This window comes from Streptomyces sp. PsTaAH-137, from assembly GCF_003259365.1.
In the GTDB taxonomy this organism is placed as follows: Bacteria; Actinomycetota; Actinomycetes; order Streptomycetales; family Streptomycetaceae; genus Streptomyces.
Genome location: NZ_QLLY01000003.1, coordinates 390073 through 413016 on the forward strand (window position 1 = coordinate 390073; position 22944 = coordinate 413016).

General features: G+C 71.8%; 22 protein-coding genes. 14 read left to right on the top strand and 8 right to left on the bottom strand.

Annotated features, from left to right (window positions below; genetic code table 11):
• Positions 1-43: 43 nt before the first annotated feature.
• The 4 genes from K377_RS08135 to K377_RS08150 form a co-directional block, all read right to left on the bottom strand.
• Complete coding sequence (locus K377_RS08135) at positions 44-1297, bottom strand: MFS transporter (RefSeq protein WP_111662503.1); 1254 nt, start codon at positions 1295-1297, stop codon at positions 44-46.
• Entirely contained in the window at positions 1294-2433 is a 1140-nt protein-coding gene (locus K377_RS08140; RefSeq protein WP_111662504.1) for a PLP-dependent cysteine synthase family protein, read from the bottom strand. Before K377_RS08140 ends, K377_RS08135 begins: the two co-directional genes overlap by 4 nt.
• A 149-nt stretch (positions 2434-2582) precedes the next feature.
• The gene (locus K377_RS08145; protein WP_111662505.1) at positions 2583-2990 is read right to left on the bottom strand and encodes a hypothetical protein; all 408 of its coding nucleotides are present in this window, start codon (positions 2988-2990) and stop codon (positions 2583-2585) included.
• An 87-nt stretch (positions 2991-3077) separates the two neighbouring features.
• Positions 3078-3653, bottom strand: coding sequence for a molybdopterin-dependent oxidoreductase (locus K377_RS08150; protein WP_258394994.1), 576 nt, complete (start codon positions 3651-3653; stop codon positions 3078-3080).
• Positions 3654-3885: 232 nt separating this feature from the next.
• Between K377_RS08150 and K377_RS08155 the strand changes: the two genes are divergently transcribed.
• A complete protein-coding gene (locus tag K377_RS08155) occupies positions 3886-4281 on the top strand; it encodes a helix-turn-helix transcriptional regulator (protein ID WP_111662507.1) in 396 nt (131 codons plus the stop codon).
• 25 nt (positions 4282-4306) lie between these two features.
• On the opposite strand, the gene K377_RS08160 is transcribed toward K377_RS08155, so the two are convergent.
• Entirely contained in the window at positions 4307-5809 is a 1503-nt protein-coding gene (locus K377_RS08160) for a helix-turn-helix domain-containing protein (protein WP_111662508.1), read from the bottom strand.
• A gap of 213 nt (positions 5810-6022) precedes the next feature.
• Between K377_RS08160 and K377_RS08165 the strand changes: the two genes are divergently transcribed.
• Together K377_RS08165 and K377_RS08170 are read left to right on the top strand one after the other, a co-directional pair.
• Positions 6023-6865, top strand: coding sequence for a xanthine dehydrogenase family protein subunit M (locus tag K377_RS08165; protein WP_111662509.1), 843 nt, complete (start codon positions 6023-6025; stop codon positions 6863-6865).
• A complete protein-coding gene (locus tag K377_RS08170) occupies positions 6855-9596 on the top strand; it encodes a molybdopterin-dependent oxidoreductase (protein ID WP_111662510.1) in 2742 nt (913 codons plus the stop codon). Before K377_RS08165 ends, K377_RS08170 begins: the two co-directional genes overlap by 11 nt.
• Before the next feature lie 19 nt (positions 9597-9615).
• Here K377_RS08170 and K377_RS08175 read toward each other — a convergent pair whose 3' ends face one another.
• Positions 9616-10098, bottom strand: a complete 483-nt coding sequence (locus K377_RS08175) for a molybdopterin-dependent oxidoreductase (protein WP_258394995.1) — start codon at positions 10096-10098, stop codon at positions 9616-9618.
• 189 nt (positions 10099-10287) lie between these two features.
• Here K377_RS08175 and modA point away from each other — a divergent pair, with 189 nt between their 5' ends.
• From modA to K377_RS08210, 7 genes are all read left to right on the top strand, one after another.
• Positions 10288-11118, top strand: coding sequence for a molybdate ABC transporter substrate-binding protein (modA, locus tag K377_RS08180; RefSeq protein WP_111662512.1), 831 nt, complete (start codon positions 10288-10290; stop codon positions 11116-11118).
• Positions 11115-11975: an ABC transporter permease gene (locus K377_RS08185; protein ID WP_111662513.1), complete on the top strand. Its 861-nt coding sequence runs from the start codon at positions 11115-11117 to the stop codon at positions 11973-11975. Before modA ends, K377_RS08185 begins: the two co-directional genes overlap by 4 nt.
• Complete coding sequence (locus K377_RS08190) at positions 11972-13057, top strand: ABC transporter ATP-binding protein (protein ID WP_111662514.1); 1086 nt, start codon at positions 11972-11974, stop codon at positions 13055-13057. The genes K377_RS08185 and K377_RS08190 overlap by 4 nt, the downstream gene beginning before the upstream one ends.
• A gap of 163 nt (positions 13058-13220) precedes the next feature.
• Positions 13221-13640 (top strand): molybdopterin-binding protein, encoded by a 420-nt coding sequence (locus K377_RS08195; RefSeq protein WP_111662515.1) that lies wholly within the window; start codon positions 13221-13223, stop codon positions 13638-13640.
• A gap of 175 nt (positions 13641-13815) precedes the next feature.
• The gene (locus K377_RS08200; protein WP_111662516.1) at positions 13816-14697 is read left to right on the top strand and encodes an SMP-30/gluconolactonase/LRE family protein; all 882 of its coding nucleotides are present in this window, start codon (positions 13816-13818) and stop codon (positions 14695-14697) included.
• A gap of 46 nt (positions 14698-14743) precedes the next feature.
• Positions 14744-15253: a 2'-5' RNA ligase family protein gene (locus K377_RS08205; protein WP_111662517.1), complete on the top strand. Its 510-nt coding sequence runs from the start codon at positions 14744-14746 to the stop codon at positions 15251-15253.
• A gap of 132 nt (positions 15254-15385) precedes the next feature.
• Positions 15386-16030, top strand: coding sequence for a DUF4232 domain-containing protein (locus K377_RS08210; RefSeq protein WP_111662518.1), 645 nt, complete (start codon positions 15386-15388; stop codon positions 16028-16030).
• 42 nt (positions 16031-16072) lie between these two features.
• Here the strand turns inward: K377_RS08210 and K377_RS08215 are convergent, their stop codons facing one another.
• A complete protein-coding gene (locus tag K377_RS08215) occupies positions 16073-16789 on the bottom strand; it encodes an MIP family channel protein (protein WP_111662675.1) in 717 nt (238 codons plus the stop codon).
• A gap of 201 nt (positions 16790-16990) precedes the next feature.
• Between K377_RS08215 and K377_RS42195 the strand changes: the two genes are divergently transcribed.
• Complete coding sequence (locus tag K377_RS42195) at positions 16991-17119, top strand: LPFR motif small protein (RefSeq protein WP_258394996.1); 129 nt, start codon at positions 16991-16993, stop codon at positions 17117-17119.
• Between the two features lie 22 nt (positions 17120-17141).
• Here K377_RS42195 and K377_RS08220 read toward each other — a convergent pair whose 3' ends face one another.
• Complete coding sequence (locus K377_RS08220; RefSeq protein ID WP_111662519.1) at positions 17142-17408, bottom strand: hypothetical protein; 267 nt, start codon at positions 17406-17408, stop codon at positions 17142-17144.
• A 278-nt stretch (positions 17409-17686) separates the two neighbouring features.
• Here K377_RS08220 and K377_RS08225 point away from each other — a divergent pair, with 278 nt between their 5' ends.
• The 3 genes from K377_RS08225 (at position 17687) to K377_RS08235 (ending at position 22914) form a co-directional block, all read left to right on the top strand.
• On the top strand, positions 17687-18481 hold the full coding sequence (locus tag K377_RS08225; protein WP_111662520.1) for a SigB/SigF/SigG family RNA polymerase sigma factor: 795 nt from the start codon (positions 17687-17689) through the stop codon (positions 18479-18481).
• A gap of 520 nt (positions 18482-19001) precedes the next feature.
• Positions 19002-19844 (top strand): alpha/beta hydrolase, encoded by an 843-nt coding sequence (locus K377_RS08230; RefSeq protein ID WP_111662521.1) that lies wholly within the window; start codon positions 19002-19004, stop codon positions 19842-19844.
• The gene (locus tag K377_RS08235; RefSeq protein ID WP_111662522.1) at positions 19825-22914 is read left to right on the top strand and encodes a caspase family protein; all 3090 of its coding nucleotides are present in this window, start codon (positions 19825-19827) and stop codon (positions 22912-22914) included. The genes K377_RS08230 and K377_RS08235 overlap by 20 nt, the downstream gene beginning before the upstream one ends.
• The last annotated feature ends 30 nt before the right edge of the window (positions 22915-22944 follow it).

Genomic DNA, 22944 nt, shown 5'->3' on the forward strand with positions numbered 1-22944 from the left:
GGGGAGACGCAGTCCACCGCGCGGCGGTTGAGCGGGCGGGGGCTCACGCCGCCACGAGTTCAGGCTCCTTCCGTTCCGCGAGCCGCCCGCCGCGGGCCAGCGCGGCGACCGACGACGCGCAGACGAGGCCCGTCGCGGTCAGCGCCGACCAGGTCAGCCACAGGGCGTCGTGGCGTACGGCGAAGTCCCAGAGGGCGCCGGTGGCGAGGTTGCCGAGGGTGATGCCGAGGCCCGACACCGTGTTGTAGAGGCCGTAGTGCGTGGCCACGAGGCGGTTGCCGGACAGGGAGACGACGGTGTCCATCTCGAAGGGGTAGACGACGGCGCCGCCGACGGCCAGCAGGGTCACGGCGGCGACGAGGGCGAGGAGGACGCCCGCCCGGGCGCCGGGCGGGGTGAGGGCCAGCGGGAGGAAGGCCAGGCCCATCGCGGCGAGCCCACGCACCAGGGCCTGCGCGGGGTCCCAGCGGCGCTTCGCCCAGCCGGTCAGGCGGAGTTGACCGGCCACGGCGACGGCGGCCGAGACGACGAACAGGCCGCTCGTCGCCCACGTGCCGCGCGATCCCAGCGCCTGCCCGGCGGCGAGGGGCAGCGCCAGATAGACCTGGAAGGTCAGCACGTAGGAGCCGGTCATCGCGACGGCGAAGAGCAGAAAGGGACGGTTGCCGATGACGGTGCGCCACTGTCCGAGAACGCTCGGCGGGGCGGTGGCCGACTGTTCGCCGCGGCGGGCCGGGAGGGCACGCCACTGGAGCACGGTGAGCGCCGCGAAGAGGACCGCGGCGACGGTGCACACGAGCCGGAAGTCGGCGGCCAGCAGGGCGAGTCCGACCAGCGGGCCGAGCAGCATGCCCGCCTGGTAATGGACGTTGAACGTGGCGAAGGCGTCCACGCGCCGCTCCCCCGCCTCGGCGGCGAGATAGGCGCGGACGGCCGGGTTGAACAGCGCCCCGGCGAACCCGGTGGCCGCCGAAGCGGCGATCAGGGCGGGCAGGTTGTCGACCCAGCCGAGCAGTCCGAAGCCGACGGTGCGCAGCAGGCAGCCCGCCATGATCGGCGCCTTGTAGCCGAGGCGGTCGGCGAGGGTGCCGCCGATGAGGAACATGCCCTGCTGGGAGAAGTTGCGGACGCCCAGGACCAGTCCGACGGCCCAGGCCGCGAGGCCGAGGGGTCCGGCGAGATGCGCGGCGAGGTAGGGCATCAGCATGTAGAAGGCGAGGTTGATGGCGAACTGATTGACCATCAGCAGCCGTACCGGCGCGGAGAAGGAGCGGGTCTGCCGCCACACCGCCCTCATCGGCCGGCTCCGGTGAGCAGGCGCGCGGCGGGGCCGAGAGGGTCGGTGACGTGGGTGCAGCGGGTCCAGCGGGTGACGACCCGGTCGGTGGCGCGGGCGATCTCGTCGGGGTCGTCGGCCGGGGGCCGGCCGAGGAGCCCGTGCTCGGCGCAGTACGCGTCGTCGAAGACGGTGCCGACATAGCGTTGCGGGCCGTCGGGGAAGACGGCGACGATCCGGTCCTCGGCGGGCAGGGTGCGGGCCAGCCAGCGGGCGACGAGCGCGACGGCGCCGACGCTCCAGCCGCCGGTGGCGTAGTGGTGCCGGGCCAGCCTGCGGGCCGCCCAGACGGCCTCGGGGGCGGCGGTCCAGTGGACCTCGTCGAAGAGGGCGTGCCGGACGTTGCGCGGGTGGATGCTGCTGCCGAGGCCGCGCATCAGCCGGGCGGCGGCGGGCTGGCCGAAGAGGGTGGACCCGGCGGCGTCGACCCCGACGACCCGCAGGGCGGGGAAGTAGCGGCGCAGGACCGAGGCGATTCCGGCCGAGTGACCGCCGGTGCCGACGGAGACGACGAGGGTGTCGATCCGGCCGAGCTGGGCGACGAGTTCATGGGCGAGCGGGGCGTAGGCGGCGACGTTGTCGGGGTTGTTGTACTGGTCGGGGCACCAGGCGCCGGGGTGGGCGGCGAGGAGTTCCGCGACGCGGCGCCTGCGGGCCTCCTGCCAGCCGCCCACCGGGTGCGCTGTGTCGACGAGTTGGACGTCCGCGCCGTGGGCGGTGAGCAGTCCGGTCATGAGCGGTTCGATGCCGGGGTCGGTGACGACGGTGACCGGGTGCCCGTAGGCGGCTCCGGCGAGGGCGAGACCGAGGCCGAGGGTGCCGGAGGTGGACTCGACGATGCGGGCACCGGGCGCCAGGTCGCCGCGTTCGCGGGCGGCCCGCACCATGTGCAGCGCGGTGCGGTCCTTGATGCCGCCGGGGTTGTGTCCTTCGAGCTTGGCCCAGAAGCCGCGCCCTGCGGTGGTGAACGGTTCACCGATCCACAGGACGGGGGTGTCGCCGACCAGTCCGGCAGGGGTGTGGGTCGGGCGTTTGGTGTCGGTGAGCAGTCCGGCGGGGGCGGCCGGAGCGGTGGAGCGGGTGGTGGCCTGGTGCATGACGTGTCTCTCCCGCGGCCGGGGCCCGGTGGGGCGGCCGGCCGGTGCGTGGCGTGCGTGCGGACGGAAAGCGGACGGACATCGGGCGGAGGCCGGGCGCGGTCACGGATCGCCGTCGCTGGACGGCCCCCGCGCCGGGCCGGTCCGGATCAGGTCCGCCACACGCCCAGGCGGGCCCGGTCCCGTTGGAGGGAGTGGGGAGAGCACTCCGGGTGTCGCCCCGCCCCGGCGAACCGCTCGCGCGACAGCTCGGGCGACGAGAGACGCGGCTCGGCCGCCGGCGCGCTCCGTACGGTTTCGGCGGGGGTGCGGTCGCGGGGCGGCTGTGCGGTCGGTTCGTCCATGCCCCGGCAGCGCACGTCGCCTTCACCCCTGCCGTCGGTGCCGTGGGAGGCGACGGCGCTGGTCGCCGCGATGGTGTCGGCGCGCCCGGCCCCGTCCGGGACGGGCCCGTGGGCGCAGGCCAGCAGATGCAGCAGCGCGGCGAGGAGGACGACGAGGGCGGCCCCGGCCCACGCGCCGGGACGGTCGCCACGGCGCACCGAGGGGATCTTCATCGCGACCGAGCGTAATCGACCGCGTACATAAAGTGCACGTGAAGGTGCGTGTGTGAAGACCGGTGGCGCCCTGCGGACAGCCGCCCCCTACTGCTCGTCCTCCTCCTGGTACGAGTAGCGCTGGGCGGCCCAGGGGTCGGCGATGTTGTGGTAGCCGCGTTCCTCCCAGAAGCCGCGGCGGTCCTGCGTCATGTACTCGATGCCGCGCAGCCATTTCGGGCCCTTGTAGCCGAACAGGTGCGGGACCACGAGGCGGAGCGGGAAGCCGTGTTCGGCGGTGAGGGGCTCGCCGTCGTGGTGGGTGGCCAGGACGGTGGTGTCGGCGATGAGGTCGGCGAGGCGCAGGTTGGCGCTGTATCCGTACTCGGCCCAGGCCATCACGTGGGTCACATCGGCGGCGGGCGGGGCGAGTTCGAGGAGGGTGCGGCCCGGGACGCCGTAGAAGGTGTGGCCGGTGGTGCTGGTGCCGGACGCGCAGTGCAGGTCGGCGCGGACGGTGGTCCTGGGCAGGGCGGTGACCTCGTCGAAGGTCCAGGAGTGGGTGGTCCCGCTCGCGGTCGCGCCGAAGACCTGCAACCTCCACCGCTCGGGGCGGAAGCGCGGCACCGGCCCGTAGTGCGAGACGGGCCAGCCCCTGGCCAGCCGTTGCCCCGGTGGCAGCATGCCCTTCTCCATGACAAGACCCATCGTTCCCGTGGACCACAGACGCAACCACAGATGCAAGGTGCAAGCGTAGTTCATCCCAGCGCCTGCACGTCTTATTGACGGGATCAGCTGGCATCTGCGGTGCTCTGGCCAACGCATGACAGCGGTGGGACAGCCGCAGGACGGTCGCCGGACAGGGCGGGAGGGGCGCGGGCGGGCGGGCCCGGATATCCCGGATATCTTGGCGCGCATGCAGTCATACACGATCGGCCAGGCAGCGCGACTGCTCGGCGTGAGCCCGGACACCGCACGCCGATGGGCGGACGCGGGGCGAGTGACGACCCATCGGGACGAGAGCGGCAAGCGGCTCATCGACGGGAAGGACCTCGCGGCGTTCTCCGTCGAACTCGCCAGGAGCGGGACCGGCGAGGAGGACGCCTCCTACACGTCGGTCCGCAACGCCTTCCCCGGCATCGTGACCGCGATCAAGCTCGGTGACGTCGCCGCGCAGGTCGAGATCCAGGCGGGCCCGCACCGGCTGGTGTCCCTGCTCACCCGCGAGGCGGTCGAGGAACTGGAGCTGGAGGTCGGCGTGGAGGCCACGGCCCGGGTGAAGTCGACGAACGTCCATATCGACCGAGTCTGAACGGCGCCCCCGGAAGAGCGCTCTCTCACCCGTCTCCCCGGCAGAGCAGCGCCGTCCACAGATCCAGACGATCGGGCAGCCGGGACAGATCGCGGCCGGTGAAGTGTTCGATGCGCCGGACGCGGTAGTGCACGGTGTTGACGTGCAGGTGGAGCGCCTCGGCGGTGCGGGCCCAGGAGCAGTCGCAGGCGAGGAAGGCCCGCAGGGTCTCCAGGAGGGCGGCGGCGGACGCGGTCTCCGCGTCGAACAGCGGGCCCAGCACGGTCCTGCTGTAGACGGCCCGGACCGGCGCGGGCACCCCGGCCAGGAGCGCGCCGAGGCTGCCGAGGCCGGCGGTGTCGACGAGCGCCGAGACCCCGGGGGCGCCGCCGCTCGCGCAGGTCAGGGCGTAGCGGGCCTCGGCGAGCGCCCCGGCGAGCCCCCGCGGTCCGGCGGCCGGGGTCCCGGTTCCGCCGTGGAACGGTTCACCGGGGACGCAGGCGGCGACGCGTGACCAGGCCGCCCCCGCAGATTCGTCGGCGGCCGGGGCCCCGGCGACGACGGCGAAGGCGGTGCCGTCCGGGAGCCGCCCCACGGCCGCGGGCCCGTTCGCCGCCCACGCCACCGCTTCCGCCAGCGCCCCTTCCGCCGCCCCGCCGAGCCGGGCGCCCGTCGCCGCGGCGACCACCCGGTACGGCCCCTCGACGGGGAGACCGCAGGCCCGCAGCCCCCGCTCGACGTCCGCCAGGTCCGTCGCGTCCCCGTCGGCGCCGGGCCGGGAGAGCAGCGCGCCCAGATCGTCGGCCGCCTGCCGGTCGTCCGCCCTGCGCCGGGACAGCGCCTCCTGGCAGCGCGCGAGGACGGCCGCCACCTCGTGCAGCAGGCCGGGCGGCACGGCGTCGGGATCGGACAGCCGCAACTCCCAACGCTCGTACGGAGAGAGGCCGTCCGCCTCCACCGCCACGGTGACCCCGGCCCCTTCCGTACCGTCAGGAGAGTCGGCCGGTACGGCGGCGACCGTCCGCCCGGTGCCGGTCCGCACGGACGCGGCGGTTCCCAGGTGCCCGAAGGCCGCGGCGAGGATCGCGTCCGGTCCCGCGCCCTGGGCGAGGAGCCGCCCGAGCCGTTCGCGCAGCTGCCCGGGCAGGGCGTGGCGACGGCTCAGCTCGCCCCACTGCCGCACGTACACGCTCTCGGTGACGGCCCGGAACATCACATGCGGCGGTACGCCCGCCAGCGGCATCCCGTGCCGTACGCACGCCTCGATCAGCTCGTCGGGAACCGCGCCGTGCGTCTCCTCCCCGGCCAGCAGGACGGCGGCGTCGGCGGCCCGCAGCGCGCGGACGAACCGGTCCGCCTTGCCCTCGCCGTCCTGCGGGGTCCACCAGACGAGGCCGCTGAGCACGGCCTCGCCCGCCCGGACGAAACGGGCCGGATCCTCCAGGTCGGTGACCGTCACCCCGCTGATCTCCCGCCGCAGCAGAGCGTCCTCGGCCCACAGCGGGCGCAGGCCCAGGTTCTGGTCCCCCAGGAGGTTTTCGACGTGCATGTGTTCCGGCTCCTCGTGCGGCCGCCGGGCGAGGGTTCAACCACCCGGCATCTCGCAATCACCAGGTGAATGCGAGTGCCTGCATGGTAAGTGCAAGGCGAGGAGAGCGAAATGCTCGTTGGTTGATTCACCAAACAGCGGCCCGCACGGCGGGCGGATTCCGTGTGGTGCACCAGTCGTGCGGGCCCGCCGCGGATTGCTTCACTGACGGCCATGGACCTGAACACGGTGGCCGAGATCCGGGACGGGCGGGTGCCCGCGCCCTGGCGGCCCGGCGACGCCTGGCTGGGCGGCGGCACGTATCTGTTCTCCGAGCCGCAGCCGTGGCTGAGGCGTCTGGTGGACCTCAGCCGCACCGGCTGGACGCCCCTCGAACGGCATCCGGACGGCTCCCTGGAGATCGCCGCGACCTGCACCGTCGCCCAGCTCTCCCGGTACGGGAAGGAGCTGGCGGAACCGGCGGCCCCGCTGTTCGAGCGGTGCTGCCGGGCCTTCCTCGCGTCGTTCAAGATCTGGAACATGGCCACGGTGGGCGGCAATCTCTGCAACGGCCTCCCGGCGGGCCCGATGATCTCGCTGACGGCGGCGCTCGACGGGGAGTGTCTGCTGCTGGCCCAGGACGGGGTACGCCGCCGGGTGCGGGTCGCCGACTTCGTCACCGGCGCCGGACGCACGGTCCGCGCCGAGGGCGAGCTGCTGCGTTCGGTGACGCTGCCCGCCCGCGCCCTGGCCTGCCGTACGGCGTTCCGGCAGGCGTCGCTGTACGGGCTCGGCCGCTCCGGCGTGCTGGTGATCGGCGCCCTGGACCCCGCCGACGGCTCGCTCGCGGTGACGGTCACGGCGGCCACCGTCCGGCCGGTGCGGCTGTGGTTCCCGCTGCCGCCGTCCGCTCCGGCGCTGCGCGCGGCGATCGAGGCGGCCGTCGCGGACGACGAGTGGTTCGACGACATCCACGGACTGCCCGCGTGGCGGCGCCACATGACGCTGCGGTACGCGGAGGAGATCCGCCGCGAACTGGGAGACCTGTCAGAACTGGAGGGCGACGATGAGGCTTGAGGTCAACGGGCGTACGCACGCGGAGGAACCGCGCCCCGGCCAGTGTCTGCGCACGTACTTGCGCGAGCGCGGCTGGTTCGGCGTGAAGAAGGGCTGCGACGCGGGCGACTGCGGCGCCTGCACCGTCCACGTCGACGGCGCCCCCGTGCACAGCTGCCTCTATCCGGCCTTCCGCGCCGACGGCCGTACGGTCACCACGGTGGAGGGCCTGGCGGCGCCGGACGGCGAACTCCATCCCGTGCAGCGGAAGTTCCTCGACGCGCAGGGCTTCCAGTGCGGCTTCTGCACCGCGGGTTTCCTGATGACGACGGCGGCCCTGGACGAGGAGCAACTCACCGACCTGCCCAGGGCGTTCAAGGGAAACCTGTGCCGCTGCACCGGCTACCGGGCCATCGAGGACGCGGTGCGCGGGGTGAAGCACGTCGAGGAGCCGTGCGCGGGCGAGGCGGTGGGCCGCAACCTGCCCGCGCCCGCGGGTCCGCAGGTCGTCACCGGCACCGCCCGCTACACCTTCGACCTGGACTTCTCCGGCGGCGGCCCCGGTCTGCTGCACATGAAGCTGCTGCGCTCCCCGCACGCCCACGCGCGGATCACCGCCATCGACACCGCCGCCGCGCTCCGCGTCCCCGGCGTCCACCTGGTCCTCACCCACCACGACGCCCCCGACCGGCACTTCTCCACCGCCCGCCACGAACACCCGGAGGAGGACCCGGCCGACACGCGCGTCCTGGACGACACAATGCGCCACATCGGGCAGCGGGTCGCCGCGGTCGTCGCCGACAGCGAGGCGGCCGCCGAGGAGGGCTGCCGGCGCATCGAGGTGACGTACGAGGTGCTGCCCGCCGTCCTCGACCCGGAGGAGGCGATGCGGCCGGGCGCCCCTAAGGTCCACGACAAGGACGCGGCCACCGCCCGTATCGCCCGCCCCCGCGCGAACGTGGTCGGTGAGGCGCACGGCGAGACCGGCGACGTCGAGGCCGGGTTCGCGGCGGCCGACGCGGTGTACGAGGGCACCTACCGCACCCAGCGCGTCCAGCACGCCAGCCTGGAGACGCACGGCGCCGTCGCCTGGTTCGACGAGGACGACCGGCTGACCGTACGGACCAGCTCGCAGACCCCGTTCCTGACCCGCCGCGCCCTGTGCGACCTCTACGACCTGCCGCACGAGAAGGTGCGGGTGGTCGCGGGCCGGGTCGGCGGCGGCTTCGGCGGCAAGCAGGAGATGCTGGTCGAGGACATCGTGGCGCTCGCCGTGCTCCGGCTGCGCCGCCCGGTGAAGCTGGAGTACACACGCGCCGAGCAGTTCTTCGGCGCCACGACCCGGCACCCCTTCACCATCGAGGTGAAGGCGGGCGCCCGCCGCGACGGCACGCTCACCGCGCTCCAGCTGCGCGTGGTGTCGAACACGGGGGCGTACGGGAATCACGGCCCGGCCGTGATGTTCCACAGCGTCGGCGAGTCCATGGCGGTCTACCGCGCCCCGAACAAGAAGGTCGACGCCTACTCCGTCTACACGCACTGCGTCCCGGCCGGCGCCTTCCGCGGCTACGGCCTGGGCCAGGTGATGTTCGCCGTCGAGTCGGCCTTCGACGAACTGGCCCGGCGACTCGACCTGGATCCCCTGGAGTTCAAGGCCCGCAACGTCATCGGCGCGGACGAGCCGATGGTCACCCCCGGCGGCCACGAGGAGGATCTGCACATCGCCAGTTACGGCCTCGACAGTTGCGTCGACATCGTGCGCCGGGCCCGCACCGAGGCCATGGACGTCACCGCTCCCCCGGGCTGGCTGGTCGGCGAGGGCGCGGCACTCGCGATGATCGCGACCGGGCCGCCCGGCGGGCACATCGCCGACGCGGCCGCCACGCTGCTCTCCGACGGCTCCTTCGATCTCGCGGTCGGCACCGCCGAGTTCGGCAACGGCACCACGACCGTGCACCGCCAGATCGCGGCCGGTGAGCTGGGCACCACCGTCGACCGGATCACCGTCCGGCAGTCCGACACCGACGTGGTCCGCCACGACACCGGCGCCTTCGCCTCGACCGGCACCGTCGTCGCGGGCAAGGCCACCCTGCGCGCCGCCCGTGCCCTCGCCGACCTGCTCCTCGACTTCGCCGCCGCCCGGCTGCGGGTCCCGCGCGCCGACTGCCGGCTCACCGAGGAGGCGGTCCTGCACCCGGGCGGACGGCTCCCGCTCAAGGAGGTGTACGCGGCCGCGCGCGCCGTCGGTGTCGAGTGCACGGCCGACGGCCACTTCGGCGGCACCCCGCGCTCGGTCGCCTTCAACGCCCAGTGGTTCAAGCTCGCCGTCGACCCGGGCACCGGCGAGATCCGCATCCTGCGCAGCGTCCACGCGGCCGACGCCGGGCAGGTCATGAACCCGATGCAGTGCCGGGGCCAGATCGAGGGCGGGGTCGCCCAGGCGCTCGGCGCCACGCTCTTCGAGAACGTACGCCTCGACGCACGCGGCGCCGTCGACACCGCCGCCTTCCGCCGCTACCGGCTCCCCCAGTACGCCGACGTCCCGCGCACCGAGGTCCACTTCATCGGGACCACGGACACCATCGGCCCGCTCGGCGCCAAGTCGATGAGCGAGAGCCCCTTCAACCCGGTGGCCCCCGCCTTCGCCAACGCGCTGCGCGACGCGACCGGCATCCGCTTCACCGAGGTACCGCTGACCCGGGACCGGGTGTGGCGGGCGATGGCGGAGCACGGGGTGCCCGGTGCCGCCTAGGACGGCCGGAGCCCGGTGGTCACGGCCACGAGTGGTAGCCGCCGTCGACACGGATGGCGGTGATCCCGCTGACGTAGCGGGCACCGCAGCGGTCCTGCGGCAGCACCAGCTGCGGTCCCGCGCGGTCCAATGGCGCGTCGTCGATGGTGGCCGCGAGCAGCACGGGGGCCCGGCCGAAGTCGGGGTCGATCTCGGCCCAGGACATCAGGCTGTAGTGGCCGTCGGTGCCGGTCACGGCGATGAGGAAGCGCAGCCGGTCCTTGCGCCGCGCGGGGTCGAAGCCGGGCCCGGCGGCGGTGAGCACGTCGAGCAGGAGCGGGCCGGTGAACCGGTGGTGCTGGATGCCGCTGGTGGCGCACTCGAAGGCGACCGTCGCCTCCTGCTGGGGCCAGCGCAGCAGATCGGCGACGGTCAGCCGGGACGGCCGGGCCAGATCACCGGCGAGAACCACTTCCGCCATCGGGGCGGCGGTCGTACGGGCAGCTGCGCGGATTCGGCTCACGGGCTACCACCTCCCGGGGGACCGTACCCGGCAGGATCAGCTGCACAAACGCATATACCATCTGTCGAATCATCCAGTCTGGCTCATGCGATTCAACTATGCACTTACACCTCGTATTTGCGGCAGTATGCTCAGCGCGATGCCCGAGGAAGGGCAGAGCGAAGCAGAACGAACAGGAGTAGAACCGTGATGACCCCTTCCGTGCGCCGGACCCGCCGCACCCACCGGATACTGCAGGTGACCGGGGCGAGCGCCGCCGCACTGCTGGCGGTGAGCGCGTGCTCCTCGTCCGACGACTCCTCCGGCTCGGACTCCTCGGCGTCCGCGTCGTCGAAGGACAAGATCTCGGGCACGGTCACCGTCTTCGCCGCGGCCTCGCTGAAGGAGAGCTTCACGACGCTGGGTGAGCAGTTCGAGAAGGCGCACCCCGGCACGAAGGTCACCTTCAGCTTCGGCGGCAGCGACTCGCTGGCCGCGAGCATCACGGGCGGCGCCCCGGCGGACGTGTTCGCCGCCGCCAGCCCCAAGACGATGAAGATCGTGACGGACAAGGGCGACGCGGCCGGCACCCCATCGACCTTCGTCCGCAACCAGCTGGAGATCGCCACCCTGCCGGGCAACCCGGACAAGGTCGCCTCCCTGAAGGACCTGACGAACAAGGACCTGAAGGTCGTGCTGTGCGCGAAGGAGGTGCCGTGCGGCGCCGCCGCCGACAAGGCCCTCACCGCCAGCAAGCTGAAGCTCACCCCGGTCTCCTACGAGCAGGACGTGAAGGCCGCCCTGACGAAGGTGGAGCTGAAGGAGGCCGACGCGGCGGTCGTGTACAAGACCGACGTGCACGCCGCGGGTGACAAGGTGGAGGGCGTGGAGTTCCCCGAGTCGACCGACGCCATCAACGACTACCCGATCGCGCAGCTGAAGGACTCGAAGAACAGCGCGGCCGCCAAGGCGTTCATCGCGCTGGTGCAGTCCGCAGAGGGCCAGAAGGTGCTGACCTCGGCCGGGTTCCTCAAGCCGTGACCCCGCTGGACGACCCCGGCGCCGCGGTCCACCCCCGTACGGGTGGGCCGCGGCGCCGGCGCGCGGGCGGGCGGAACTTCCGGGGCGCGCCGCTGCCGCTCCTGGTGCCCGCGCTGATCGGCCTGGCCTTCCTGGTCCTGCCGCTGATCGCCCTGCTCGTGCGGACCCCGTGGTCCGAGCTGCCGTCCCAGCTGACCAGCGCGTCCGTGTGGCAGGCGCTGCGCCTGTCGCTGCTGTGCGCGACCGCCGCGACCCTCGTCAGCCTGGTGATCGGCGTACCGCTGGCCTGGCTGCTGGCCCGCGTCGAGTTCCCGGGGCGCGGTGTCGTACGGGCTCTGGTGACGCTGCCACTGGTGCTCCCACCGGTGGTCGGCGGTGTGGCCCTGCTCTCCGCCCTCGGGCGCAACGGCGTGGTGGGCCAGTGGCTCGACTCGTGGTTCGGGATCACCCTGCCGTTCACCACCGCCGGGGTCGTGGTCGCCGAGGCGTTCGTCGCCATGCCGTTCCTGGTGATCAGCGTGGAGGGCACGCTGCGCGCCGCCGACCCGCGCTTCGAGGAGGCCGCCACCACGCTGGGCGCCTCCCGCTTCACCGCGTTCCGCCGGGTCACCCTGCCGCTGATCGCGCCGGGCATCGCGGCGGGCGCGGTGCTCGCCTGGGCGCGGGCGCTCGGCGAGTTCGGGGCGACGATCACCTTCGCGGGCAACTTCCCCGGCCGTACCCAGACCATGCCCCTCGCCGTCTACCTCGCCCTGCAGAGCGACCCGGAGGCGGCGATCGCCCTCAGCCTGGTGCTGCTCGCCGTCTCGGTCGCCGTGCTCGCGGGGCTGCGCGACCGTTGGATGACCGCCTCATGACCGACACCGCCCCCACCGTGCTGGAGAAGCGGGACCCCTCCGCCGACGGTCTCGACGCCCGTCTGGTCGTCGAGCGGCCGTCCTTCCGCCTCGACGTGACGCTGACGGCCGCCCCCGGCGACGTCGTCGCGCTGCTCGGTCCCAACGGCGCGGGGAAGACGACGGCGCTGCGCGCGCTGGCCGGTCTCGTCCCGCTGAGCGAGGGCCATCTGCGGCTGGACGGCGCGGAGCTGGAGCGCATCCCGCCGGAGCGGCGCCCGGTCGGCGTCGTCTTCCAGGACTATCTGCTCTTCCCGCACCTGACGGCGCTGGACAACGTCGCCTTCGGCCCGCGCTGCCACGGCGTGTCCAAGGCCGAGGCGCGGGCGCAGGCCGCGCGGTGGCTGGAGCGCATGGGCCTGGCCGGGCACGCGGGCGCGAAGCCCCGGCGGCTCTCCGGCGGCCAGGCCCAGCGCGTCGCCCTCGCCCGCGCCCTGGCCACCCACCCCCGGTTGCTCCTCCTCGACGAGCCGCTGGCCGCGCTCGACGCCCGGACCCGCCTGGAGGTCCGCGCCCAGCTCCGGCGCCATCTGGCCGACTTCGAGGCGGTGGCGGTCCTCGTGACGCACGATCCGCTCGACGCCATGGTCCTGGCCGACCGCCTGGTCGTCATCGAGGACGGCCAGGTCGTGCAGGAGGGCACTCCGGGGCACATCGCGCGTCATCCGCGTACGGACTACATCGCCCACCTCATCGGCCTGAACCTGTACCAGGGACAGGCGGAAGGGCACACCGTACGGCTGTCGGCCGGGCCCGAGATCACCACGACCGAGGAGCTGACGGGCCCGGTCTTCGTGACGTTCCCGCCGACCGCGGTGACCCTGTACCGCGACCGCCCCGCCGGCACCAGCGCCCGTAACCTCTGGGAGTGCGAGGTCGCGGGCATGGAGACCCACGGCGACCAGATCCGCGCCGACCTCACCGGCGAAATCTCCCTGGCCGCCGGCCTGACGACCGTCGCCGCCGCCGAGCTCGGGCTGCACCCGGGCGCGCGGGTCTGGGCCACGGTGAAGGCCGCGCAGACGCACGCCTATCCCGCCTGACGGGTGAGTCGCGGGGCGCCCCGAGCCGGAGTTGCGACCCGGGGCGCCGCCGGTCCCTGGCACCTGCGAGCGCCTCCGAACAACGGCTCCCCGTCCTCGTTACGGTGGCCGCAGCGTGGCCGATCCCGGCCCGTCACCGCACATCTCTGTGAGGCGTTTCCGCATGTCCCTGAGCATCCGCAACCAGATCCCGGGCACCGTCACGGCGGTCACCACCGGCGAGGCCATGGCCACCGTCAAGGTCCGGCTCGACGGCGGCCGGCACCTCACCTCCGCCATCACCGTCGACGCCGTCAAGGAACTCGGCCTCGCCGAGGGCACCCGGGTGAGCGCCCTGGTGAAGTCGACGGAGGTCTCGCTCGCCACGGGTGCGGTGGAGGGCCTGTCGATCCGCAACCGACTGCCCGGCACGGTCCGGGACATCGTCACCGGAGCCGCGATGGCCACCGTCAAGGTCACCGTCGAGGGCGGCGAGCTGACGGCCGCGATCACCAAGGACGCCGTCACCGACCTCGCCCTGACGGTCGGCTCCTCCGTGACGGCCCTGATCAAGTCCACCGAGGTCTCCCTCACCACCGTCTGACCGGCCCGTACGACTCCTGCGTCGTGCTCCGCCACCTCGGGTGCGGGCGAGCGGCGGCCCGTGCCGTAGGCGCTGCCGACGGCTGTCGCCCGCCCCCGGTCCGGAGGCAGGATGTCCCCTGCGCCCGGCGGGTTCGCAGGGGCGCCGGCCGCGTCAGGACTGGAAGAGGAGCCGCATGTCCCAGCCCACTCCCGTGCTCTCAGGATTCGCCTTCACCGAGTCGCCGCGCTGGCGCGAGGACCGGCTGTGGTTCTCGGACTTTTATCAGGACCGGGTGTTCTCGGCCGCCGAGGACGGCTCGGACATACGTGTGGAGGCCGTCGTGCCCCAGCAGCCCTCGGGGCTGGGCTGGTTGCCCGACGGCCGGTTGCTGATCGTGTCCATGCGCGACGCGAAGATCCTGCGCCGGGAGCCGGACGGTGAGCTGTCGGTGCACGCCGACCTCGGCGGCCGGATGACCGGTCACGCCAACGACATGGTGGTCGACGCCGACGGCCGGGCCTGGGTGGGGAGTTTCGGGTTCGACCTGATGGGCGGCGCGCCGCTCGCCCCCGCCGCCCTCTACCGCGTGGACCCGGACGGCAGCGTCACCGAGGCCGCGAGCGACCTGTGGTTCCCCAACGGCATGGCGATCACCCCGGACCGGGTGCTGCTGGTGGCCGAGACGTTCGGCAACCGGGTCACCGCCTTCGACATCGGCACGGACGGCGAGCTCGGAAACCGGCACGTCTGGGCGGAGTTCGGGGACGTGCCGACCGAGCGCGAGTTCGCCGGGGTGGTGCCGCAGCTCGTCGTCAGCGGCGACGGGGTGTGCCTGGACGCCGAGGGCGGGCTGTGGATCGCGGACGCCACCGGGGCGCGGCTGCTGCGGGTGGCCGAGGGCGGGACGATCACGGAGGAGATCCGGCCCGGCACCAACGTGTACGCGTGCGCGCTGGGCGGCGCGCAGGGCACCACCCTGTTCGCCTGCGCGGCCCCGGACTTCTTCGAGGAGGCCCGGCGGCCCGTCCGCGAGGCGACGATCCTGGCGCTGCCGGTGAAGGCGCCGGGCGTCTGAACCACGTACGTACGATCTGAACCACGTACGTACGAAGGGACGGACGATGCCCCGGTGGGGAACGACGGCCGTGCTGGCGCTGGTGCCGCAGGCCGATCCGCTGCTGACGCTGGCCGCCGAGGTGGACCCGAGTGTGGTGCGGCCCGGCGTGCCGGCGCACGCCGCGCTGCTCTACCCGTGGCTGCCCGCCGACCGGGTCGACGACCGCGCGCTGGAGCGGTTGCGGGCCGCGCTGCCGGCCGGCCCTGTCCGGCTCCGGCTCGCCGAGGTGGAGCGGCACGACGGTTTCGTGGCGGTCGCGGTCCCCGAACTGCGGGAGGCCGCCACGGCCGTGCGGTCGGCGTTTCCGGAACACGCCCCGTACGGCGGCCGGTTCGGCCCGAACCCGCCGGTGCACGTCACGGTGGCCCTGGACGCGGAGGCGCCGGTCGCGGCGACCGTCGCCGACCGCGCCCGCGCGCTGCTGCCGATCACGGCGGAGCTGACCGCGCTGCACGTGGTCGCCCTGACGCCCGCGGGCTGGACGGAATTGACGGCGTTGCCGTTCGGTAGGTGAGGCAGATTTCTCTGTAGCAATTCTCTCCGTTCCCTGTGACATAACGAAGACCTGGCAGCGGACCGCCTGTGACTCGGTGCGGGATACAAATATTCCCGAACGCACACACCGAGCACCTTCTGGGGGAACACCGTGAAGTCCATCCGCATCGCCGCTCTCGCCGCCGTCACCGCCGCCGCCGCGTTCTCGCTCACCGCCTGCGGGGGCGACGACTCCGGGACGAACGCGTCGGCCAAGGACTCCTCGTCGTCGTCCTCGTCCACCGGTTCGTCCTCGTCCTCGAACAGCGACTCGCAGTCCGGCGGCTCCACGTCGAGCTCCGGCAAGGGCATCGGGACCATCACGAAGGATGCGACGCAGACCAGCGGCAAGGTCACGTTCTGCAAGACGGAGGACCTGGCCATCGACGCCGTTGACGCCTCGCCCGACACGACCGAGGGCCGGATCAACATCACCATGGTCAACCGGGGTGCGGCCACCTGCTCCGCCACAGGCTTCGCGGGCGTCGACATCAAGGACGCCGACCACACCTCGAACCCCATCGAGCGGGGCTCCGCCCAGCCGCGCGTCACCACCCTGAAGCCCGGCGACGCCGCCGTCTTCGACCTGGCCTACACGATCGACAACAGCGGCGACAGCCTCTCGAACCCGACCGACATCATCGTGACGCCCCCGAACGAGACCCACTCCGTGACCCTGAAGTGGCCCGCGGGCGCCCCCGGTATCAACGGCGCCTACACGGACGTACAGGTCTACCCCACGCACACCACGAGCTGACGCCCGCGCGCCGAGCCCGCAACGGAGCGGGTCCCGACTCCCTCAGGCGACGTCCGCCGTCACGCGGGGCTCGTTCGCCGGGTGGGTGAGGCGGATGACCAGGGCCGCGATGAGTCCGCCGACCAGCGGCGCCACGATGAACAGCCACAGCTGCGACAGGGCCTGGCCGCCCGCGAAGATCGCCGGGCCGAGCGAGCGCGCCGGGTTCACGGAGGTGCCGGTCAGCGGGATGCCGACGATGTGGATGACGCCGAGCGCGAGACCGATCGGCAGCCCGTCGAACCCGACCACCGCGACCCTGCTGGTCACGGCGAGGACGACGTAGGCGAGGAGGAAGGTCAGGACGGTCTCGGCGAGGAACGCGCCGCCCCCGCTCAGACCGACGTCGGAGCGGCTGCCGTAACCGTTCGAGCCGAAGGCACCACTGGTCTCCAGACCCGGGATCGACTGGACGAGCCAGTAGAGCAGCGCCGCACCGGCGATCGCGCCCGCGAACTGGGCGACCCAGTACAGCACCGCCCGCCGCACATTGATCCGGCCCGCCGCGAGCATCGCGAGCGTCACCGCCGGATTGACGTGGCAGCCCGAGATCGGCCCGATGGCGTAGGCCAGGGCGAGCAGGGTGAACCCGAAGGCGAGGGCGACGCCCAGCGCGCCCATGAACTTCAGGCCGATGACGGCCGAGCCGACAGCGAAGAACACCAGCAAAAGGGTGCCGAGGAATTCGGCGACGACAGCACGTTGCTCGGATCGCTCCATGACCACATCAGCCTCCCAGCGGCTCTATGGGCTGGTTTGACACCTTTCTCAACCCATGGTGCGGCCAGAAGAGCGATCTCTCATGTCGAGCGGCCCGCGGCCCGGGCTTCCCGTGACGCGCGTGCGGCGCTCGGGAGCACACGTTTCCGCTGCCGCCCGCCGGGCACCCGCTGTCACCGACGACAACGAGGAAGGTGACTCATGTTCAAGGCCATCGCAGACGTGCTCCGGTCCATCGGCGGCGCCATCGCCACGGTGGTGACGCTCCCCTTCCGCGCCGTGGCCCGGCTCTTCGGCGGAGCCTCCGACACCGCCCACGGCCACCACTGACGGCAGCCGGCCCCCGCTCCGTTCAGCCCGTCGGTTCGTCCGGCACGGGCTGATCGGGGCGGACGCCGCCGGTGCGAGGGGCGCCGCGGCGGCCCGCACCGGATTCATCGGGCTCGGGCACGGACTCGTCGGGCTCCGCGCCTTCGCTCTCCTTCTGGGCCTGCCCCGGCACGTCCAGGGGGTCCTCGCCGGGTGCTCCCGCCTGCTGGTCGGGCAGGTCACGCGGTATGACGGGCGGGCGCTTGCCGGGAGTCTCGGGACGCACCTCGGGCTCGGAACGGCTGTTCACGAGTGTCCTCTCCTTGGTCGAACGACGGCACGAACGACCCCTCCGACCAGCGACGACGTGCCGCAGGACGGGGGCCGCGCCCCGAGTGCCCTCGGCCCCTCCCCCGCAAACTCGGGTGCCCGCCGGCCGCGACCTGTTTGCCTGTGGGGACGCCGGGCAAGCGGAGCGGAGTGCTTGGGACAACAGGCGCAACCGCGGGAGCGGTGTGCCCTGTTGTCGGTGCATGTGCTTCTCGCGGCCATTCGTCGGCAACAAGCAGCCTTGAGGAGCACTCGCTGATGGCGATTCGCCACTCGCACCACGACGCCCCCGACACCCAGCAGACCTTCGAACGACTCGCCAGGACGGTGTCGGGCCCCGAGCACGACCTGCTGAACGAGGAACTGATCGAGGCCTGGCTGCCCATGGCCCACCGCATCGCGGGCCGCTTCCGCAACAAGGGCGAGAACCAGGACGATCTGCGGCAGGTGGCGGCGATGGGGCTGGTCAAGGCGGTCGACCGTTACGACCCCGAGCGCGGCGCCTTCGAGTCGTACGCCGTGCCGACCATCACCGGCGAACTGCGCCGCCACTTCCGCGACCACACCTGGGACGTCCGCGTGCCCCGGCGCGTGCAGGACCTGAGGAACCAGGTCCGCGGCGCCCGCCGCGAGCTGATGGACCGCCCCGGCCGGGACGGCGAGCCCAGCACCGAGGACCTCGCCGCCGAGACCGGTCTGACCCTCGACGAGGTCCGTACGGGCCTGGAGGCTCTGGAGAGCTACAGCGCCCTGTCCCTGGACGCCGATGTCACCGCGTCCGACGACGACTTCAGCCTCGCCGACACCCTCGGCCGGAACGAACCCGGCTACGACCTGGTGACCGACCGCGAAGCCGCCAAGAAGGGCCTCAAGCACCTCGCGGAACGCGAACGCACCATCCTCTACCTGCGCTTCTTCGAGGACATGACCCAGGCGAACATCGCCGAGGAACTGGGCATCTCCCAGATGCACGTCTCCCGCCTCATCACCCGCAGCTGCACCCGAATCCGCGACGAGGCCAACGCCCCGACGCCGGAGCCCCAGGCGGCCTGAGGAACGCGGGGAGTCGGGCGGTCAGGAGCCCTTGTTCGCAGGCTCCAGGATCGCCACGCACTCCACATGATGCGTCATCGGAAATGTGTTCGATTGTCGCCACATGTGCATAGGCTCAGGTCAGGCCACATCGCACGGACTGTCCAGGCCGCACCAAGAGCTCCCGAGCGTCAAATGAGCGTCACGGCACAACATCCTGGTACACGGGTCAATGTGACGCGACAAGAGCGATCACCGACCACTGCTCAGTGATCTCATCCCGGTAACGACCTACGACAGCAGCGCGCCGCCGATCCGAGAAGAGTCATCTGGCATCGGCGGCTGTGGCCCGAGCTGGCAGTCACTCAAGCGCCCCTAGGGCCTGAAGGGGGCGACCGGTGAAGCATCCGCCGAGAGTGGGTCGGCCGAAGCCTGCATCTGCCCTACTGACTTGGCCGACATCGCGGCTGTAACGCCGCTACCCTGCTGCCGTCGGGTGCGCCTGCAGCGTGCCCGCCTATCGTCGGCGAGAGGGACCGGTATGGCGAAGGTCGTGATGTGCCATGGGATCGGCTACACCTACAAGCACCGCGACGACATGCATTCCGATTGGTACAAGGCACTCCGCACTGGCATGATCGACACCGGCTTCGAGCCGGTGGAGGAGACGGGCGTGGCAGCCGTGTACTACGGGAACTGCTTCCGCTCCGCCGGGTCCAAGGGCGCGGTCGGCCTCGACGAGTTCGCCGCCATTCCGAACTACGGACTGGTCGATCTCAGCGCCGACCTTGAGCTCGAACTGTTACGCGCCTTCGCGGAGAACACGGATTCCGGGCAGGCTGGCACGAAGGGCGCCGTGCAAGGCTTGCTCAGACGGTTGGAGCGCAGCAAGTTGCTGGGCGACGTCCCCGCCAAGGCCATCATCTGGATGATCAAACAGGTGCACCGGTACCTGACGGAGGATGCGCTCCGCGACGCCGTGCTCTCACGTTGGGACGGTGTCGTCACTCCCGACACGCGCGTCGTCGTGGCGCATTCGCTCGGCAGCGTGGTCGCATACGACGCGCTGGCCGCCCACCCAGAGTGGGAGATCGACACCCTGATCACCCTGGGGTCGCCACTCGGGCTCGGCGCCGTCTCCTCGCGACTACGGCCCCCGCTTGTGCCCGGTCAGGAGGCGAAGTGGCCAGGTGTTCGGCGCTGGATCAACATCGCCGCCGTGGAGGACCCGGTGGCCCTTGTCAAGGAACTGGCCCCGCTCTTTGGCAAGGAAGTCGAGGACATACCCGTACGCAACGGCCGATTTGCGATGCACTCGGTCCTGCGCTACCTAACCACCGCCGAGGCAGCGAAGGGAATCGCGGATGGTCTCGGCCCGACCTGAGGCCGGGGACGGGCTCCGCCGAGTTTGCGTCGTCGCCGGCACCCAGGAGTATGGGCAGGGCCTGGGTCCGCTGCCGTATGTGCCGCAGGAAGTCGCGCTCGTCCGCAGCGTCTTCAAGGACATCGGCTTGGAAGTGCTCGACGACGTATCGCTCGACCCCACTCCCGGTGACCTCCAGCGGGCGGTGGGCCGGGCCATGCGCAGCGAGGAAACGGAAGCGCATCCGCAGGCCGTGATTCTGTACTACTCCGCGCACGGATACACCTCCAACGCCGACTACCGGTTGGCCACTTTCAAGGGCACCTGGGGAACCAGCGAGGACTTCGCCACCAGCGTATCGGCGCACGAGCTTGCGAGCCTGGTCAACCAACCCGGACCGGCCCAGGTAGTCGTCATGGTCGACGCCTGCGATTCCGGGTCGGCCGCGGACGCCTTCCTCCATTTACAGGAGAGCATCGCCAAACTGGGGAACATCGGCCCCGACGTCTACCTCATCACTTCCGCGGGCCGAAACGAGGAAGCCCACCAAATGGCCTTCGCGGACGCCTTCTCTGCGTCCCTGAAGAGTCCGGGCGTACCGAACAGCCTGCAGTACATCGAAGCCGCTGACCTGTGTCGGGACATGAACCACCGCTTGGGGAGAGTCGGCCAGTCGGTCCTCTGGCACGCCCCAACCAGCGTGGCGAAGCGTCCGCTGCGGGCGTTCCCCAATCCACGCTTCCGCAAGCGCCGGCCGCAACACCTGCCCGAGGCCACGGAGGGCTCGGGCTGGGCTTTCTGCGGCCGGAAGCGCGCCCTTCACGAACTGGTCCCGTACGTAAGCGGAACCGACCCCGACCGACGGCCCATCGTGGTGACGGGCCCCGCCGGCTCGGGGAAGTCCACCTTGTTCGCCTGGCTGGCCGCGGCTTCGGACGGACAGCCCCTGCCGACTGCTGAGGGCTCCGACGTGATCGGGGTGCCCCCGGGGTGCGTTTCGTTGGTACAGGCGTACGGGCTTGCCTGGGACCTCGTCCTGGACGAGATCGGAAACGAACTAGGAGTGCCCTACCAGGACGATCCCGATGCGTTCTTCCATGCGCTGGAGGCCCTGCCCGCCCCCAGGGGCCTCCTCATCGACTCGGCGAACCGGGTGGGCCCCACAGACGCTGTCGACGTGGGCGACTCCGCAGCCGTCCAGGAGTTCGTCGAGAAGGTGCTCCTGCCCCTGAGTGGCATTGACACGATCCGCCTGGTGGTCGCCGCCGAGGCGCCCCTCAGCAGACTCGGCACGCGGGAGATACCGCTCGCCGGACCGGAGTACTTCGAGCCCGAGGACCTCGAACTGCTCGCGCGTACTGTCCTCGCGGGACGCCAGGGGCCACTGCACAGAGACATGCCTCAGCAGCCTCTCGAGCGCCTCGCCGCAGGGGTTCGCGAACGGTCCCACACCTCCTTCCTCTGGGCGTATCTCTTCTCTGTCGATCTGGCAGGACGAGAGCCGACACAAGACGAGGCCGCAGTGCAGACCTCTGTAGTGGACGTCTTCGAGCAGCAGTTGGCCCGTGTGGAGCCTGACGACCCGGCATGGGCGAAGGATCTTCTGACGCCGTTGACACTGGCTCTGGGCGCTGGGATGCCGAATTTCTCGTTGTGGATCGACGTCGTGCACCGGCTCACCGCCCGGCGCGTCGACCACGACGCGCTCGACCGCCTCCTGCAAGCGGCGGAGGATTTCATTGCCGACGCGCAGAGCAGCGCGAACACCGCCGGATGGCGGCTACGGCGAGAGGAGTTCGCCGCCTATCTGGCTCAGCAGTACGACATCGCGCAGGCCCATGCGGCTTTCACCGCCGCCTTGCTCGACGCGCTGGGCACAGGCCCGGATCTCAAGCCCCTGTGGTCCGCAGCCGATTACTACACGCGGCACAACTTCGCTGAGCATGCCCAGCGTGCTGGAATCCTGGACGACTTCCTCACGGACCCGGACTTTCTACTCACCGTCGACCCGATGCGTCTTCGGCGGGCCCTGACACTGTCCGGCACGCCACGGGCCCGTGCTGTGCGAGAGGTGATGGATCTGCTGCGCGGCAGCAACCGGGAGGACGAGGCCGACGTATCGCGCCTGGAGTTCCTCGCCCAGGCCCACCAACAGACCGAGCTCGCCCGAAACACCGCAAGCAGGCAGCGGCCTTGGAACAGCGTCTGGGTGCACCGGGTGCCGACCGACGCGGTAACAGGGGTGGCGGTCGTTCGTAGCGGCAGGTTCCTCGTCGTGGGCACGCAGGACGGCGGCGCCCTGATCGGCGAGCAGGACCGGCCCAGACTGCGCGAGCTGGAGGCGGCGGGCGACCAGGCCTCTGCGGTGCACGACCCGGTCTCCGCGCTGAGCGCCGGTCTGCTCAATGGCAGGCCCTTTGCCGCCCTCGGCACCTGGAACGGCGGGATGATCCTCCACGATCTGGAGACGGGTCAGCGGTATCCCATGGATGACCCGCGCCCCTTCGCCGGGCGCATCGTCGCCTGTGAGGTGGGCGTCCACGGGCTTCTGGTGGCTACGACACACGCGTGGCGGCGTTACGGGCTGGCGGGTGTCAGCGACCGACCCGTCGACACGGGCGGGCTGGTCTTGGCCTCGGTGGCCACCATGGCCCTCGCGGAGCAGTGCTGGACCGTGGGCTGTTCCTCGGGCGAGGTAGCGGTGTGGGCACCGGACGGTACGCTCCACCGCACCTTCACCACACCGCAGCGCCAGGCGCTCACCCACATTGCATCGCACGAGGGCGACGTCTTCACGGCGAGCAACGACGGTACCGTTTACCGCAGCAGTCCGTCCGGGACTGAGCAGCACTGCGTCACGCTTCACGACCAGCCCGTGACCTCCATGAAGGTGCGCCACACAGCCGGAGGGGCGCTGTTGTTGACCACCAGTCTCGACGGCGTCGTGCGCCTGACTCCACTCGACCGGACCAGCGCGGCTCGCCCTGTGGCCTCGGCGAACGTGGGCATCCAGATCAAGGCTGCTGACCTTGAGGACACGGGCCGGCTCGTCGTGTGCACCAACCGCGGTACAGCCCGAATCACGTTCTGACGACTGCTCGTCGAAGCCGCATCGACTCAA

Excerpts from the sequence above, each read along its gene's own strand:
- K377_RS08225 (WP_111662520.1), top strand. The coding sequence starts at position 17,687 with ATGGCGATTCGCCACTCGCACCACGACGCCCCCGACACCCAGCAGACC.
- K377_RS08195 (WP_111662515.1), top strand. The coding sequence starts at position 13,221 with ATGTCCCTGAGCATCCGCAACCAGATCCCGGGCACCGTCACGGCGGTC.
- K377_RS08235 (WP_111662522.1), top strand. The coding sequence starts at position 19,825 with ATGGTCTCGGCCCGACCTGAGGCCGGGGACGGGCTCCGCCGAGTTTGC.
- K377_RS08160 (WP_111662508.1), bottom strand. The coding sequence starts at position 5,809 with ATGCACGTCGAAAACCTCCTGGGGGACCAGAACCTGGGCCTGCGCCCG.
- K377_RS08145 (WP_111662505.1), bottom strand. The coding sequence starts at position 2,990 with ATGAAGATCCCCTCGGTGCGCCGTGGCGACCGTCCCGGCGCGTGGGCC.
- K377_RS08230 (WP_111662521.1), top strand. The coding sequence starts at position 19,002 with ATGGCGAAGGTCGTGATGTGCCATGGGATCGGCTACACCTACAAGCAC.
- K377_RS08135 (WP_111662503.1), bottom strand. The coding sequence starts at position 1,297 with ATGAGGGCGGTGTGGCGGCAGACCCGCTCCTTCTCCGCGCCGGTACGG.
- modA (WP_111662512.1), top strand. The coding sequence starts at position 10,288 with ATGACCCCTTCCGTGCGCCGGACCCGCCGCACCCACCGGATACTGCAG.
- K377_RS08205 (WP_111662517.1), top strand. The coding sequence starts at position 14,744 with ATGCCCCGGTGGGGAACGACGGCCGTGCTGGCGCTGGTGCCGCAGGCC.
- K377_RS08200 (WP_111662516.1), top strand. The coding sequence starts at position 13,816 with ATGTCCCAGCCCACTCCCGTGCTCTCAGGATTCGCCTTCACCGAGTCG.
- K377_RS08165 (WP_111662509.1), top strand. The coding sequence starts at position 6,023 with ATGGACCTGAACACGGTGGCCGAGATCCGGGACGGGCGGGTGCCCGCG.
- K377_RS42195 (WP_258394996.1), top strand. The coding sequence starts at position 16,991 with ATGTTCAAGGCCATCGCAGACGTGCTCCGGTCCATCGGCGGCGCCATC.
- K377_RS08150 (WP_258394994.1), bottom strand. The coding sequence starts at position 3,653 with ATGCTGCCACCGGGGCAACGGCTGGCCAGGGGCTGGCCCGTCTCGCAC.
- K377_RS08155 (WP_111662507.1), top strand. The coding sequence starts at position 3,886 with ATGCAGTCATACACGATCGGCCAGGCAGCGCGACTGCTCGGCGTGAGC.
- K377_RS08215 (WP_111662675.1), bottom strand. The coding sequence starts at position 16,789 with ATGGAGCGATCCGAGCAACGTGCTGTCGTCGCCGAATTCCTCGGCACC.
- K377_RS08190 (WP_111662514.1), top strand. The coding sequence starts at position 11,972 with ATGACCGACACCGCCCCCACCGTGCTGGAGAAGCGGGACCCCTCCGCC.
- K377_RS08140 (WP_111662504.1), bottom strand. The coding sequence starts at position 2,433 with ATGCACCAGGCCACCACCCGCTCCACCGCTCCGGCCGCCCCCGCCGGA.
- K377_RS08170 (WP_111662510.1), top strand. The coding sequence starts at position 6,855 with ATGAGGCTTGAGGTCAACGGGCGTACGCACGCGGAGGAACCGCGCCCC.